At 67.9% G+C, this 13,905-nt stretch carries 15 protein-coding genes; 5 read left to right on the top strand and 10 right to left on the bottom strand.

Annotated features, from left to right (window positions below):
- Positions 1-48: 48 nt before the first annotated feature.
- The 5 genes from KZ491_RS06635 to KZ491_RS06615 form a co-directional block, all read right to left on the bottom strand.
- Positions 49-1,434 carry an alpha/beta hydrolase gene (locus KZ491_RS06635; protein WP_246606603.1) on the bottom strand — a complete coding sequence of 462 codons (1,386 nt, stop codon included), beginning with the start codon at positions 1,432-1,434 and terminating at the stop codon, positions 49-51.
- Between the two features lies 1 nt (position 1,435).
- The gene (locus KZ491_RS06630; protein WP_222565060.1) at positions 1,436-1,615 is read right to left on the bottom strand and encodes a DUF4177 domain-containing protein; all 180 of its coding nucleotides are present in this window, start codon (positions 1,613-1,615) and stop codon (positions 1,436-1,438) included.
- 5 nt (positions 1,616-1,620) lie between these two features.
- Entirely contained in the window at positions 1,621-1,797 is a 177-nt protein-coding gene (locus KZ491_RS06625) for a type II toxin-antitoxin system antitoxin (RefSeq protein WP_222565059.1), read from the bottom strand.
- Positions 1,798-1,803: 6 nt separating this feature from the next.
- Complete coding sequence (locus KZ491_RS06620; protein ID WP_222565058.1) at positions 1,804-2,667, bottom strand: SPFH domain-containing protein; 864 nt, start codon at positions 2,665-2,667, stop codon at positions 1,804-1,806.
- A 172-nt stretch (positions 2,668-2,839) separates the two neighbouring features.
- On the bottom strand, positions 2,840-3,775 hold the full coding sequence (locus KZ491_RS06615) for a hypothetical protein (protein ID WP_222565057.1): 936 nt from the start codon (positions 3,773-3,775) through the stop codon (positions 2,840-2,842).
- Positions 3,776-3,883: 108 nt separating this feature from the next.
- On the opposite strand from KZ491_RS06615, the gene purT reads away from it, so the two are divergent.
- Positions 3,884-5,113, top strand: coding sequence for a formate-dependent phosphoribosylglycinamide formyltransferase (gene purT, locus KZ491_RS06610; RefSeq protein ID WP_222565056.1), 1,230 nt, complete (start codon positions 3,884-3,886; stop codon positions 5,111-5,113).
- A 53-nt stretch (positions 5,114-5,166) separates the two neighbouring features.
- Positions 5,167-5,604 carry a hypothetical protein gene (locus KZ491_RS06605; protein ID WP_222565055.1) on the top strand — a complete coding sequence of 146 codons (438 nt, stop codon included), beginning with the start codon at positions 5,167-5,169 and terminating at the stop codon, positions 5,602-5,604.
- 19 nt (positions 5,605-5,623) lie between these two features.
- On the opposite strand, the gene KZ491_RS06600 is transcribed toward KZ491_RS06605, so the two are convergent.
- Together KZ491_RS06600 and KZ491_RS06595 are read right to left on the bottom strand one after the other, a co-directional pair.
- Positions 5,624-6,907 (bottom strand): endonuclease/exonuclease/phosphatase family protein, encoded by a 1,284-nt coding sequence (locus KZ491_RS06600; RefSeq protein ID WP_222565054.1) that lies wholly within the window; start codon positions 6,905-6,907, stop codon positions 5,624-5,626.
- Positions 6,904-7,668, bottom strand: a complete 765-nt coding sequence (locus KZ491_RS06595; RefSeq protein ID WP_246606600.1) for an arginyltransferase — start codon at positions 7,666-7,668, stop codon at positions 6,904-6,906. The genes KZ491_RS06600 and KZ491_RS06595 overlap by 4 nt, the downstream gene beginning before the upstream one ends.
- A 152-nt stretch (positions 7,669-7,820) precedes the next feature.
- On the opposite strand from KZ491_RS06595, the gene KZ491_RS06590 reads away from it, so the two are divergent.
- Positions 7,821-8,513, top strand: coding sequence for an EF-hand domain-containing protein (locus KZ491_RS06590; RefSeq protein WP_246606599.1), 693 nt, complete (start codon positions 7,821-7,823; stop codon positions 8,511-8,513).
- Between the two features lie 6 nt (positions 8,514-8,519).
- Here KZ491_RS06590 and KZ491_RS06585 read toward each other — a convergent pair whose 3' ends face one another.
- The 3 genes from KZ491_RS06585 to KZ491_RS06575 form a co-directional block, all read right to left on the bottom strand.
- A complete protein-coding gene (locus KZ491_RS06585; RefSeq protein WP_222565053.1) occupies positions 8,520-9,398 on the bottom strand; it encodes a hypothetical protein in 879 nt (292 codons plus the stop codon).
- Between the two features lie 10 nt (positions 9,399-9,408).
- Positions 9,409-10,305 (bottom strand): acyl-CoA thioesterase II, encoded by an 897-nt coding sequence (gene tesB, locus KZ491_RS06580; RefSeq protein WP_222565052.1) that lies wholly within the window; start codon positions 10,303-10,305, stop codon positions 9,409-9,411.
- A gap of 102 nt (positions 10,306-10,407) precedes the next feature.
- A complete protein-coding gene (locus tag KZ491_RS06575) occupies positions 10,408-10,995 on the bottom strand; it encodes an N-acetylmuramoyl-L-alanine amidase (RefSeq protein WP_222565051.1) in 588 nt (195 codons plus the stop codon).
- 94 nt (positions 10,996-11,089) lie between these two features.
- Between KZ491_RS06575 and KZ491_RS06570 the strand changes: the two genes are divergently transcribed.
- Positions 11,090-11,644 (top strand): alpha/beta fold hydrolase, encoded by a 555-nt coding sequence (locus tag KZ491_RS06570; protein WP_222565050.1) that lies wholly within the window; start codon positions 11,090-11,092, stop codon positions 11,642-11,644.
- Positions 11,641-13,830, top strand: a complete 2,190-nt coding sequence (gene rlmKL, locus KZ491_RS06565) for a bifunctional 23S rRNA (guanine(2069)-N(7))-methyltransferase RlmK/23S rRNA (guanine(2445)-N(2))-methyltransferase RlmL (RefSeq protein ID WP_222565049.1) — start codon at positions 11,641-11,643, stop codon at positions 13,828-13,830. The genes KZ491_RS06570 and rlmKL overlap by 4 nt, the downstream gene beginning before the upstream one ends.
- Positions 13,831-13,905: the final 75 nt, after the last annotated feature.

Genomic DNA, 13,905 nt, shown 5'->3' with positions numbered 1-13,905 from the left:
ATCCCCGGGATGGCAGCGGAGCCAATGTGCAGATCGCCCGGTACGGGTTTACTTCTGTGCTTGCTGTTGGCCGATCCAGGCGGCGATATCGGCGATCAACGCGGCGTCCACGTGTCCGGCCTGTTGGTACTCGGCCATGCTGCCGGGGCCGCTCCCGGCGATGCCCAGATGGTTGAGCGCGGGGTAGTGCTTGAGCGTTGCATTTGATCGTCCCGCCAGAGCGCGTCGCCACAGCTGCCAATCGGTATCGACCACCTGGAAGTCACGACCACCTTGCAGCAACAACATCGGCACGGGGACCGCCAGTGCATCGGCAACCGGATCGATGGCGTCGAAGTCCCGCCAGTAGGCGACGGGCAGGCCGAGCGGGGTATCCCGGTCGGCCATATCCGCACCGGAGCGTACGCGGGCGATCTTCGCGTCGAGGTCATCCAGGAACTCCTGCTCGGCGGGGAGCAGGTCACCGTCGGCCTGGAACAGGTACCGGTTCTGCTCGGGCAGGATGTCGAGCAGCGGGCGGGCGGGGGCGGCCAGCATCACCAAGCCCGCAACGGGCTCGCCGGCTTGCGCGACCCTGCGGGCGATCCGTGGCGCAAGCATCGCGCCCTGACTGTGGCCGAGCACGTAGATCCGCGCGGCGTCGATGTCCCGCGAGCCGCGCAGTGCGGCCACGGCGACGACGGCATCGTCGGTGGTTTCGTCATCGACGGTGTAGTCGCCAGCGCTGAAATCCTGCGGCCGCGCCATTGTCCGCTTGTCGTAGCGAAGCACGGCGATGCCTTGGGCGGCCAGTCCCCGGGCGATATCGAGGAACGGGCGGTTGGGGCCGATCGTCTCGTCGCGGTCATGCGGTCCGGAGCCGTGGACCAGAACGACCGCGGGCCAACCGGCCGCCGGGGGAGTGCCCTTTGGCAGCGCCAAGGTCGCCGGAAGGGCGGTTTCCGCTGTGCCGACCTTGAATGGCTGCTCGGTAAAAGCCGCGTCCGCCGCCGGCGCCGCAGCTTGCGGGGCGGGTGCCGGTTTGACCAGGAACCCGCTGATCTCGCCCTTGGCGTTGATCGCCACCTGGGCCAACAACTCGGCTTTCTCGTAATGCAGCGGTATGACGACTACTTGGAAGCCGTCCGCGTTGCTGACCGTCGCCTCGCCGCGTCCCTTGGAAGCGCCCACCTGGGCCGGCAGGGAAGCCCACAGCTCCTTCAGTTTGGCGGCTGGCACGGCTGCGGCCATCGGGCCATCAAAGCGGGCTTCGGCGCCGGCGAAATCGCCCGCATCCAGCTGGTCGAGCAGGCCGTTCGCGATGGCCACGGGCGCGCTGGCGGCCGGCGCGACTGCGGCCGCCGGGTTGGGCGATGGCGGGTCACTGGCCGCGGCAACGGGTGCAACGGCGAAGACCATGACGGCAATGGCAGCGCGCAGGAATCGGACGTGCATGTCAGCTCTCCTTCTTGAGGACACAACGGATGGGCTCCAAAAAATGCGAATGGGTCATCGACACCAGCTCCCAACCCAGCTTGCCGAGCCGATTGAGTTCGTCTTCCAGTCGCACGCTCGCCGAGCCGCCCAACAGCTTCGGCTTCAGCTCCAACACCTTGTAGCTCCAGCGATCGCTCATCGCACTCACTCCTTTTTCGTGGATTTGGACTTGTCGGGGAGCCGTCCTGCCTTGCGTAGTGCCTCGCGCAGGACATATTCGATCTGGGCGTTCACGCTGCGAAGCTCATCGTCCGCCCAGCGCTGCGTGGCCGCGAGGATCTCGGCATTGATCCGTAGTGCGTAGCCTTTTTTCTGTGCCATCGGGACCTAGTACAGCGAACCGGCGTTCACGACCGGCTGCGTACCGCGCTCGCTGCACAACACCACCAGCAGGTTGCTGACCATCGATGCCTTGCGCTCCTCGTCCAGCTCCACCACGCCGTTCTTCTGCAGGTCGCTCAGGGCCATCTCGACCATGCCCACCGCACCGGCAACGATCCGGGTGCGTGCGGCGATCACCGCGCTGGCCTGCTGGCGCTGCAGCATCGCCTGGGCGATTTCCGGCGCGTAGGCGAGGTGGCTGATGCGCGCCTCGATCACTTTGACGCCGGCCGCGCTGAGGCGCTCGGTCAGCTGTTCTTGCAGGTGGTGCGAGATCTCCACCGGATGGCTGCGCAGCGAGATCAGGCCGTTGTCATCGCTGTCATAGGGATAGCTGGTGGCCATCGCGCGCAGCGCGGCCTCGGATTGGATGTGGACGAAACTCTCGTAGTCGTCGACGTTGAACACCGCCTCGGCCGAATCGACCACCTCCCACACGATCACCGCGGCGATCTCGATCGGGCTGCCTTCCAACTCGTTGACCTTGAGCTTGCCGCTCTCGAAGTTGCGCACACGCAGGGACACCTTGCGCTTGGAATAGAAGGGATTGTTCCAGCGCAAGCCACTGTCCTTGACCGTGCCCACGTAGCGGCCGAACAGGCTCAGCACCGCCGCCTGGTTCGGCTCGACCATGTACAGGCCGACCAGCATCGTGATCGCCCCGGCCGCGACCACCGCCGCAACGCCGACATGGAAGAGCTGCAGGGTGCGCAGGCCATTTATTGCCAGCCAGCCCATGACGAGCAGCAGGGGGATCAGCACCAGTACCACGGGGATGCCGGGCAGCGAGCGGGTCGGGTTCTCTTTCATGGCGGTTCTCGGAATTGGGTCTGCAATAGTGATATCAAATTGATATCAGAAGCGCAACCATCTCCGTGTCGGCTGCCTACCCGATTTGTGGTGGGGGAGTGCGTGAGGAGGCCGGCTCCGCAGTGGGCAGTCAGCATTCAGTAGCCGGCGGCGAGGGACCGCCGAAGGAGGTTCACGGCGTGATGCGGTACAGCGGCGCCGGAATGAATTCGCCCGTGGCATACAGGCTCTTGCCGTCGGCGGACCAGCCCAGCGCCTCGGCCTGGGGAAGCCAAGGCAGCACGCTGGCGCGTGGCGTTGCGGCGACCGCGTCGGCCCAATCCTGCTGCGCGCCGCGCGGATAGAGCAGCAGGTAGCGGTAGGTCATTACGGCCAGCGTGCGCCGGTCCGGCGATACCGAAGCGGCGGTGACCTGGCCGTCCAGCCGCGCTCGCTTGGGATTGCGGCGCAGGGTTTCGGGGTCGGGCTCGGGGATGCCTGCCAGATGACCCACCCGGGTGGCGGTCAACAGCTCTCGGTCGGGTGGTTGCAGCGGCAGGACGAACAGCTCCGGGGGCTCGCGTTTCTTGGAGATCAGCAGGATCTCGCCGCGCTCGGCGTCCACGGCGACGGCCTCGCAATCGCGCGCGCCATCGGGCCAACGGAAGGCGATCGACCAGGCGGGCTTCAGCCGGGCATTGGTCAGGGTCGTCGGCTCCTCGACCACGTGCAATTGCAGGGTGCGCCGCAGGCCACCGTTGTCGCCGGTATCGGCGATCAGCAGGTAGCGCTTGCCGTTGAACTCGAACGCGTCCATGTCCTCCCAGTCGGTCTTGACCACGTCCTCGATACCGAAGGTAGCCAGCCGCCGGCCGCTGGAGCTGACCGCAAACAGGCGCGCCGGATTGCCGCCGTCGTCGTGCATCCAAAGGACGTCGGGATGGATGTGCGAGGCGGCCAGACCACTGATCTCGTCCATCTGCATGTCCAGCAAAACACCCGAGAGACGTGCTTCCGGCGTGTCGGCGTCGCCCACCGCGTCCGTGCGTCCTGTGCAGCCCAGCGCCAGGGAAGCAATCAGACCAATCAGAAGCAGCGAACGCAGGATGGGGGGCGGGTTGAGCGGCATCGGGGAAGGATCGCACGCGCTCCGCATCGGGGTAAGCATGAAGCGCCCATTGTTGGCACCGAAGTTAGACTGTCGGGCCGTGTCTTCCTGACTGGATTGATCGCCGCCATGACCGAGAACCCCGAGCCGACTGCCGACACCGTCACCCTGGGCACGCCCCTGTCGCCGGGCGCGTTCCGCGTGTTGCTGCTGGGCTCGGGCGAGTTGGGCAAGGAGGTCGCGATCGAGCTGCAGCGCTTTGGCGTGGAGGTGATTGCCGTCGACCGCTATGCCGATGCGCCGGCAATGCAGGTGGCCCATCGCAGCCACGTCATCGACATGCTGGACGGCGCCGCGGTCCGGGCCGTGGTGGCCGCCGAGCGTCCCGACCTGATCGTCCCGGAGCTGGAGGCGATCGCCACGGCGACCCTGGTTGAACTGGAGCGCGAATTCGCCGCCGGAGGTCGCGCGTCGCGCGTCATTCCCACCGCACGCGCCGCGCAGCTGACCATGGACCGCGAAGGCATCCGCCGGCTCGCCGCGGAGACACTGGGTGTTCCGACGTCGCCCTACCGGTTCGTCGACACTCTGGAGGACTACCGCGCCGCCGTCGCCGTCATCGGGCTGCCGTGCGTGATCAAGCCGGTCATGTCGTCATCGGGCAAGGGCCAGTCTCTGGTGCGCGCCGCGGCCGACATCGAGCCGGCCTGGGAGGTGGCGCAGACCGGCGGGCGGACCGGGGCGGGCCGGGTGATCGTCGAGGGATTCGTGGACTTCGACTACGAAATCACCCTGCTGACCGTGCGCCATGCCGCCGGAACCACCTTCTGCGCACCCATCGGCCACACCCAGGTGGAGGGTGATTACCGCGAAAGTTGGCAACCGCAGCCGATGTCGGCGCTGGCACTCGAGCGCGCGCAGGCGATCGCGCGCAAGGTCAGCGACGATCTGGGCGGGTGGGGCGTGTTCGGGATGGAGTTCTTCGTCAAGGGGGACGAGGTGTGGTTCAGCGAGGTCTCGCCGCGACCGCACGACACCGGGCTGGTGACGCTCGCCGGTCAGGATCTGAGCGAGTTCGCCCTGCATGCCCGCGCGATTCTTGGTCTGCCGGTGCCGGTGATCCGTACCCGCGCCGCATCGGCGTCGTGCGCGGTGTTGGCCCAAGGCCACGGCATTCCCCAGTTCAGTGGCGTGGATACGGCCCTCGCCGAGTCCGATACCCAGCTGCGTCTGTTCGGCAAGCCGCGCGTCGACGGGCAGCGGCGGGTGGCGGTCACCCTCGCGCTGGGAGACGACGTGGAACAGGCCCGCGCGAAGGCGCGCCGCTCCGCCGCGCAGCTCAAGGTCACTTTGCGCTGACGGTGAGCGCGATAGCCACGAACAAAATCAGAACGGGAGGTCGGATGGAGGACATGAACGGCTATGCGGTGTTCTTTTTCCCGCAGGCGCTGGAGGCATTGGGCGAGGTGATCAAACCGTTCCTGCGCGAGGGAGCCGCGGGCACCCACTTGGTGTGTCGCGCCATCGATACTGGCGGCGCGATGTTCAAGATGGACCTTGATGGTCAGACCACTTCCGGCGACACCGTCGCGCTGGAGGTGATGATCCCGGGCAGCATGGTCCGGCTGATCGTGTCGGCGCGGATCGAGGAGTCGTTCGGATTTGGCCCGCGCATCGCGGTCTCCTCCTTGGTGCCGGCAGCGCAGGCGGCCGCCGTGGTGCCGGTGGCCTCGTCGGGACCCGGGGCGAAGACCACATCCAAGCCAAAGCCGGACGCGACGGCAAAGCCGAAGCCGAAGCCGAAGCCGAAATCCAAACCTGCCGCGAAGGGCGCCGGCAAACAGGCGTAGCCGCGCGCTTTTTTGCCGGTCAGTCGCCCTGCACCAGGTCCAGCCACACCAGATGGTGATCGCTGGCGTCGGCGATATCGCTGCCCGGCTCGCCGCTCGCAGGCCAGAACACGCCGCCGTCGGTGACGCGCAGGCCGTCCGAGGGAAGCACGTAATCCAGCCGCAGCGTGCCGCCTTCCGCGCCGAAGTCACCGGTGTGGGTTGTCAGGTCACCGCGGCGCGGTATGCCTCGTTCGGTCGCGCGTGGCGCTGCGCCGGTACTGCGTGGCACAAAGCGTGCGTTGATCCGCGGATGGTCGAGCAATTGCGCAATCGCACCGGGCACGCCGTCGCCGTCGACCGGGTCGGCGTTGTAGTCGCCCACGACCACGAATTCGGCATCGGCCGCGAGTCCGCCGCAGCGTCCGCGATCGTCACACAGCCATTCCCGGTCGCCGGTGGGACTGATGTACTCCGACCAGAGCCGGATCTCGTCGGCATTGCGGCGACCGTTGCGATCCTCCCGTCCGTCGAACACCGGCGGGGTGGGGTGGGCGGCCAGCAGGTGCACGATCCCCTGCGGCGTAGTGATTGGAACGTCCCAGTGCGACTTGGAGGACAGCCGCAGCTGCGACCACACCTGCGGTGGGTACCACGGCGCGCCGGTTGCCGGATCCAGCGGCGCGCGCGCCCCGGGCATGGCGCTCCATTTCAGATGCTGGAAGGTGCGAACCGCGGCGGCATCGATGGGATAACGTGAGAGCACCAGCATGCCGTACTGGCCGGGGTGCAGACCATAGCCCCAGGCATCGTTGCCGCGGTCGCGGCCGTCGCCACCAACCTCGCCATTGCGATCCAGGTCCAGCCCGCTGGGCACGCCGGTGTTGACCGGCGCAAGGTATCGATACGGATAGGCGAGCGGGTCGCCCCCGCCGGGTTGCGCCCGCGCCAGATAACGTTGCTGGAAGAGGTCAGCGGCACGCCCGGCGGGGTCGTAGTCGAACTCGTTGAGAAGCACGATATCCGGACGCACCTGCTGCAGAACCGCGGCGATCTGGCCGGCCTGCGCGTCATCACCCTCGAGCTGGCGGATCAATCCACCGGTCTCCTCGCTGTACAGCGAGACGTTGTAGGTGGCCACCAGCAGTGGCGTGAAGTGGGTCATCGGCGCAGTTGCCTCCTCGTAGGCCTGCCGGTCTCCGTGCACCGATACCAGCACGCATCCGCCGAGCAGCAGCGCCACCATAAGGAGAGCAAAAGAGCGGACTCCATGGACTATTCGGCGGCGAGTGATCGAGCCATCGGGGTTGCGCGGTCGCGTCATGTGCAGTCTCCAGGATCCATGTCGCGCCAGTTGCGACCGTTGAAGCCTTCCAGCGGGCGGAAGCGCCGTTTGTAGTCCATCTTCGGGTGGCCCTTGATCCAGTAGCCCAGATACAGGTGCGGATAACCTTGCTCCGCGGCCCAGCGCAGTTGGCGCAGCACGGCAAGCGTACCCAGTCCGCGCCGGGGCTCATTGGGGTCGAAGAACGTGTACACCGCCGACAGCGCCCCTGGCACCACATCGGTGACCGCGACCGCCAGCAAGCGGCCCGGACCGGAAGGCGACGGATCGCGCAATTCGATGAAGCGGCCGTTGCTCCAGCGCCCGGTCAGGAACTGGTCGAATTCGCTCGGTCCGTGGTCATCCATGCCGCCATCGCGATGGCGTGCCGACAGGTAGCGCTGATAGAGCGCGAGTTGCTCCGGCGTGCGTTCGGGCGGGAGCACCCGCGTCACCACCTGCGCGTTGCGGGCCAGGCACCGGCGTTGGCTGCGGTCCGGCCGGAAGCGCAGAACCGGGATGCGCACCGCCACGCAGGCGCGGCAGCCCTGGCAATGCGGACGGTAGACAATGTCGCCGGACCGGCGGAATCCCCATTGCAGCGCCTGTGGATACCAGCGCGCCAATTGCGGGTCGCGCGGGTCCATGACCAGATCGCGGGCGATGCGATGGGGCCAATACCCGCAGGGATGCTCGGCCGTGTGGAACAGCCGTAGATCGTCGATGTCCTGGCCGGTGTCGCTACCCATGACGGTCAGCATAGCGCCGCTTTCCGTCCGTCGGCGTGTGCACGGCGCAGGTCCGGGGTGGCCGTGGCGTTCATCTGCCGTTCGGCCCGCAGGTCAACGGCGGCGCGGTCGATACGTTGATCATTGCGACCGTGCCGCACTGGCACCGATGCAGGAGAACCCGCATGAAGCACCCAATGATCCGCACGTCCGCCCTCGCCGTGGCAATGCTGCTGGCCGGCGCCGCTATGGCCGCGCCCCCGGCTGCAACCGGGAAGGATGGTGCCGAGAGCCCGCGCCATGACCGCTGGCTCACCCTGGATGCCAACAAGGATGGCGTGATCGATCGCAGCGAAGCGGCCAAGCACCCCCGTTTGGCCGAGATGTTCGACCGCCTGGACCGCAACAGCGACGGCAAGCTGGAGCGCAGCGAGTTGCAGCCAACCCGTGGCAAGCGTGGGCGCCGTGGTGGCCATGCTGGCGACCGCGCCAACGGCATGGGTCATTGGGGTGGTCATGGTGGCATGGCTCGCTATGTCGCGCTGGACACCGACGGTGATGGCCGGATCAGCAAGCTGGAAGCCGACGCTTCGCCGCTGGCCACGCGGTTTGCCGAGATCGACACCAACAAGGACGGCTATCTGGTGAGAAGCGAGCTGCAGGCCGACGGTGAGCGTCGCCGGGCGGAATTCATGCGCAAGGCGGCCGAGCGCTTCGACCAGCGCTTCAAGGAAGCCGACCGCAATGGCGATGGCCGCCTGAGTCGCGCCGAATACGAGGCGGCCTGGCCCGGCAAGGCGAAGATGTTCGCGTTTCTGGACGAGGATCGCGATGGTTACCTCACCCGCGACGACCTCACCCCCAAGCGCGCCCGCTGATCCGGGCTAAAAGCCCAGCAGGCCGCGGCTTTCCACCCGCTTGATCACCTGGGTCACCGTCCAGCGCTCGTCCACTCGATCGACCTGGAGCGTCTGGTAGGTGGCCCAGCCGCGGTGGTGGTACGAGGTTACCTCGACCGTGCCGTGTTCCTGCCCGGCGGGCCGGAACACGTGCACGTCGACTATCGTCGCCGGTCGCCCGGTGGCACGCTCGAAGCTGCCTTTGTCCTCGTCGGCGACCTCCTGGCATGCGGTGGCCGGCACCAATGCCAGATCGGGATGCGATGTCGCCAACGTGCCGATCATCGCCATGGGCGCATCGCCACCGTCGACACCGAGGCAGGCCACGGGGGTGTCGACATCCGCCAGGGTCTTCTCGAACACCGCACGGGCGACGGGCGCCAGCGTCGCGGCGATCGAACCGTCAAAGGGCGGAGAGGCGAGCTGGGCTTCCACCAGCGGCGGGGCCTCAGGTAGCGGTGCGGGCGGCTGGTTGAGGGTGTGCATCGCAGCAGCCACCACCACCGCCGCAATCAGTGCAAGCACCCCCAGTTTGACCCGCAGCAGCCGTTTCCGCGCCGGTGAGCGGGCCTGGGCCAACTCGGCGTCGCTGCGGAACGTCGGCGTTGTGTAGCCCCCGGTCGGCCGGGTGGTGTCGATCAGACCGGCGTCGCGGAGGATCTCGCGGGCCAGGCGCTGGTCGTCGGAACGCACCACCCAGACTTCCGACACCGGGGCGGAAGGGTCGGAATAGCTGAAGGTGCGGCGGCGGTTGCCCTTGTAGGAGCGGCCATTGAGGATGCGCACCTCGATCCCGGCCCGCTGCAGCAGCTCGGCGACGCCTTCGGTGTTTTCCAGCCGGTGGCTGCTGAATACCTTGCGCATGGTGGCGCGGTCAGCTCCGCGCCGGGACGTGGGCCGCAGCGTCGGCGTCGGGAACCACGCGGATCAGGCCTTCCTGTGCGGTGCTGGCGATCAGGATGCCCTCGCGCGAATAGATCTGGCCGCGCGCCAGGCCACGCGAGCTCTGCGCGCTGGGGCTGTCGATGGAGTACAGCAACCAGTCATCGGCACGGAACGGGCGGTGGAACCACAGCGCGTGGTCCAGCGACGCCATCTGCACGTTGGGCTGGTAGTAGCTGATGCCGTGCGGATAGGTCGCGGTGCCCAACAGCTGGAAATCGGAGGCGTAGGCCAGCAGTGCCTGGTGCAGGTCAGGAGAATCGCCGACGCGGTCGGTCAGGCGAAACCAGACCTGCTGCTGCGGCGGACGCTTGGGCGGGTTGAGCTCGTCACGCGGATAGACGTGGCGGAATTCGAACGGACCCTCGCGTGACAGCCAGCGCTGGATCTTGTCGGGCAGCGTCGCCATGACCTTGTCGGGAACCGAGGGCGAGGGTTCGATGTCCTCGGGCATCGGCACCGAAGGCATCGAGCACTGGTGCTGGGCCCCGGGTTCCTCGGCCTGGAAGGAGGCCGCCATGAAGAAGATCACTTGGCCATGCTGGATCGCGGTCACCCGGCGAACCGAGAAGCTGCCGCCGTCGCGGGTGCGGTCGATCTGGTAGACGATCGGCGCCTTGATGTCACCGGCGCGCAGGAAGTAGGCGTGCAGCGAATGGGCGCCGCGGGGATCTGCCATGGTGGCGCGCGCCGCCGACAGCGCCTGGCCGAGCACCTGGCCGCCGAACACGTACTTGGTGCCGATGTCGCGGCTCTGGCCGCGGAACAGGTTGTCCTCGAGGCGCTCCAGCGAGAGCAGGTCGATCAGCTCGGAAACGGGGGGCGTCATGCGGCGGACCAATGCGGGTGACCGGCAATTATAGCCGGCGGCAGCGCTCGTCCGTTCCGGACATGCGTGTAGTGGATGTCGCGCGATGCCGCCTTACTGGGCTCAGTTGGGCAGCCGTTCCAGCGAAGTCGCGGTCAGCACCTCGGCCCATGGAAACTGCGGCCCCGGATCGCGCTTGCGCGGCACCTGCAGGTCGGGATCGTCGCTCGCTACGGCAAGCTCCGTGTCCAGGTCCTCGTGGCCGGCGATATTGCGCAGCGAGGGCAGGGCACGGCGCAGCCAGTCCAGCAGCGCGAGCAGCGCATCGACCTGGGGCTGGGGATAGGGTTCCTCCATCGCCTGGTGGCGGGAGTCGAGCCAATCGGGGTAGCGGCCGCGGTTGACCAGCTCGATGCCGATGGACCGCTCGTTGTAGCCGCGCACGTGGTGGGCGACGCGGTCCAGATCGACGTACTGGTGGATCGCGCCGTCGCGGTCGATGTAGTAGTGGCCACTGTTGCCGGTGCCGGAGTCCGGATAAAGGACGCGCTCGCCGTACTCGCGCGCCATCGCCAGGTCGGGCAGCTCGGTGCAGTGGATCACCACCAGATCGATCGAGGTCTGAGCGCGCGCGGCCAGCCGCTGCTGATAGGGCAGCGGAGCTGCGTGAATGTCGGGGCCGGCAGCAGCGGCGTCAGGCTCGGTGGGCATGGCCCGGATGCTAGCATCGCGGGCCCCAGACACCGCTGCGCGCGCCGTGCCCGCCACGTCGCCGCCGCCGTGCGTTTCTTCTTCCGGATTTGCCATGCGCGGACACTGCATCCTTTCCCACGGCTTCGAGAGCGGGCCCGACGCGACCAAGGTCACGGCGCTGGCGCAGGCCGCGGTGGCGCTCGGCTGGACCTGCGAGCGTCCCGATTTCACGGATCTGGACGCCCGTGCCGCCGTCAGCCCTCTGGGCGACGTCCAGCAGCGCCTGCAGCGACTGCTGGGATTGACCCGCGCCGCCGCCGCACGCGGACCGGTGGTGCTGGCCGGGTCCAGCCTGGGCGCCTTCATCTCCGCGCACGCGTCGCTGCAGGTTCCGGTGGCCGGCCTGTTCCTGATGGCGCCGCCGATCCGCATGAACGCCGCGCATCCGATCGATGCCGCGGATGTGCCGCTGAGCATCATCCATGGCTGGGACGATGAGCTCATCCCCTACGTCGATGTCGTCGCCTGGGCGCAAGAGCGCCGCGCCCGGCTGCTGATGGTCCGTGACGATCACCGGCTTTCGCGCCACGTGCAGGCCAGTGCTGACGCGTTTGCGGGTTTGCTGTCGAGCCTGCAGCGGACGAATGATCGCGGAGACGTGCAATGAAGTTCTTCGCCAGTTGCGGCAAGGGCCTGGAATACCTGTTGGCCGACGAGATGCTCGCACTGGGTTGCGCCCGGGCGACCGCGACCATGGCCGGGGTGAACGTGGAAGGCAGCCTGCTGGATGCGCAGCGCGCGGTGCTGTGGTCGCGCCTGGCGAGCCGCGTGCTGTGGCCCATCGCCGATTTTGACTGCACTGACGAGCAGGCGCTGTACGCCGGCGTCGCCGCGATCGACTGGCCGTCTCAGCTCGGCGAGGGCGACACCATCGCGGTCGATGCGCACGTCTCGGGAACCGGTCTGACCCATGCCCGTTTCGCCGCCCAGCGCGTCAAGGACGCGATCGTCGACGTGATGCGCGACGCCACCGGCATGCGCCCGAGCGTCGATGTGGAAACCCCCGATGTCCGCGTCAACCTGGTGGTGCGTAAGGACCGCGCGATTGTTTCCATTGACCTGGGCGGTGGACCGCTGCATCGACGCGGCTGGCGCCAGCAGCAGGGCGAGGCCCCGTTGAAGGAAAACCTTGCCGCCGGGGTATTGATGCGTGGCCGCTGGCCGCAGGTCTATACCGCCGGCGGCGGGCTGCTGGACCCGATGTGCGGCAGCGGCACCCTGCTGATCGAGGGTGCGCTGATGGCCGCCGACGTCGCGCCCGGCCTGCTGCGACACGGTGGTTTCGCGCCGACCCGCTGGAAGGGCTTTGACCAGGAGCACTGGCAGTCGCTGCTCGATGACGCGCGCCAGCGCGAAGTCGCCGGCCGCGCCGCGCTGCGCCCGGTGTTCTTCGGCCGTGACCGTGATCCGCAGGCGATTGCCGCGGCGCAGGAGAACGAAGTGCTGGCCGGGCTGACCGGCGTGATCAAGTGGGAAACGGCCGCGGTCGAAGGCCTGCGTCTGGGGTCGATCCCGGTACTGCCGCGGCCCGAGGTAGCCCCCGCCGGGAGCGACACGCCGGGCGGACTGGTGGTCTGCAATCCGCCCTACGACCTGCGGCTGGCCGCCGATCCAGTGCTCTATCGCGCGCTCGGCGACGCACTCAAGCGCGCCGTGCCCGACTGGCGGGCCAGCCTGCTGTGCGGCGACGCCGAGCTGGCCCATGCCACCGGCCTGCGCGCACTGAAGAAGTACCAGATGTTCAACGGCGCAATCGAGTGCACCCTGATCACGGTCGATCCGGTGGCACCGCCGCAGCGCGAGCGCAAATCCGGCGAGGAAGCGCCCGCGCTGGCCGATGGGGCGCAGATGGTCGCCAACCGCCTGCGCAAGAACCTGCGCAAGTTGAAGACCTGGCGCCAGCGTGAGGCGGTGACCTGCTTCCGCGCCTATGACGCCGACCTGCCCGAATACTCGGCGGCGATCGACGTCTACCAGACGGACGAGATGACGCCGCGGACCTTCCTGCACGTGCAGGAATACGCCGCGCCGGACGATATTCCCGAGCCGCTCCAGCGCCGGCGTCTGAACGAGTTGCTGGCCGCCGCCCGCGAGGTCTTCGATGTGCCGCGTGAGCAGGTCGCGCTGAAGACCCGTTCGCGGGGCAAGGGCGGCTCCAAGTACGGCCGCTTCGACCAGCGCGGCGAGTACCTCACCGTGCGCGAAGGCGATGCCCGCCTGCGGGTGAATCTGTTCGACTATCTCGACACCGGCCTGTTCCTCGACCACCGGCCACTGCGCCTGCGGATCGCGGCCGAGGCCGAGGACACCCGGTTCCTGAACCTGTTCGGCTACACCGGCGCGGCCACCATGCACGCCGCGGTCGGGCGTGCGCGCCAGACCACCACCGTCGACCTGTCGCCGACCTACCTGCAATGGTGCGCCGACAACCTGGCCGAGAACGGCATGGGCGGCGCCCGTCACCGCCTGGTCCAGGCCGACGCGATGGCCTGGCTGGAGGCCGATCAGGCCGAATACGACCTGATCTTCTGCGACCCGCCGACCTTCTCCAACTCCAAGCGCGCGGACGATTTCGACGTCCAGGCCAGCCATGTCCGGCTGCTGCGCGCGGCGGTCGATCGGCTGGCCCGCGACGGCGTGCTGTACTTCTCCAACAATTTCCGACGCTTCCGTCTGGACGAGGCGGCGGTGGCGGAATTTGCCTCCTTCGAAGAGATCACCGCGCAGACGATCCCGCCGGATTTCGCCCGCAACACCCGCATCCATCGCTGCTGGCGCGTGCAGCGACGCTGAAGTAACGCTGCACGGCGCGCGCGTCGGCGCCTGCCGGTGACATTCTCCAACGTCCCGGTCTGGCAGAATCGGGTG

Source organism: Novilysobacter antarcticus, assembly GCF_019802285.1.
GTDB classification, from domain to species: domain Bacteria; phylum Pseudomonadota; class Gammaproteobacteria; order Xanthomonadales; family Xanthomonadaceae; genus Novilysobacter; species Novilysobacter antarcticus.
Note: the sequence above shows the minus strand (reverse complement) of the source record. Positions and strands in the feature narration are given on the sequence as shown.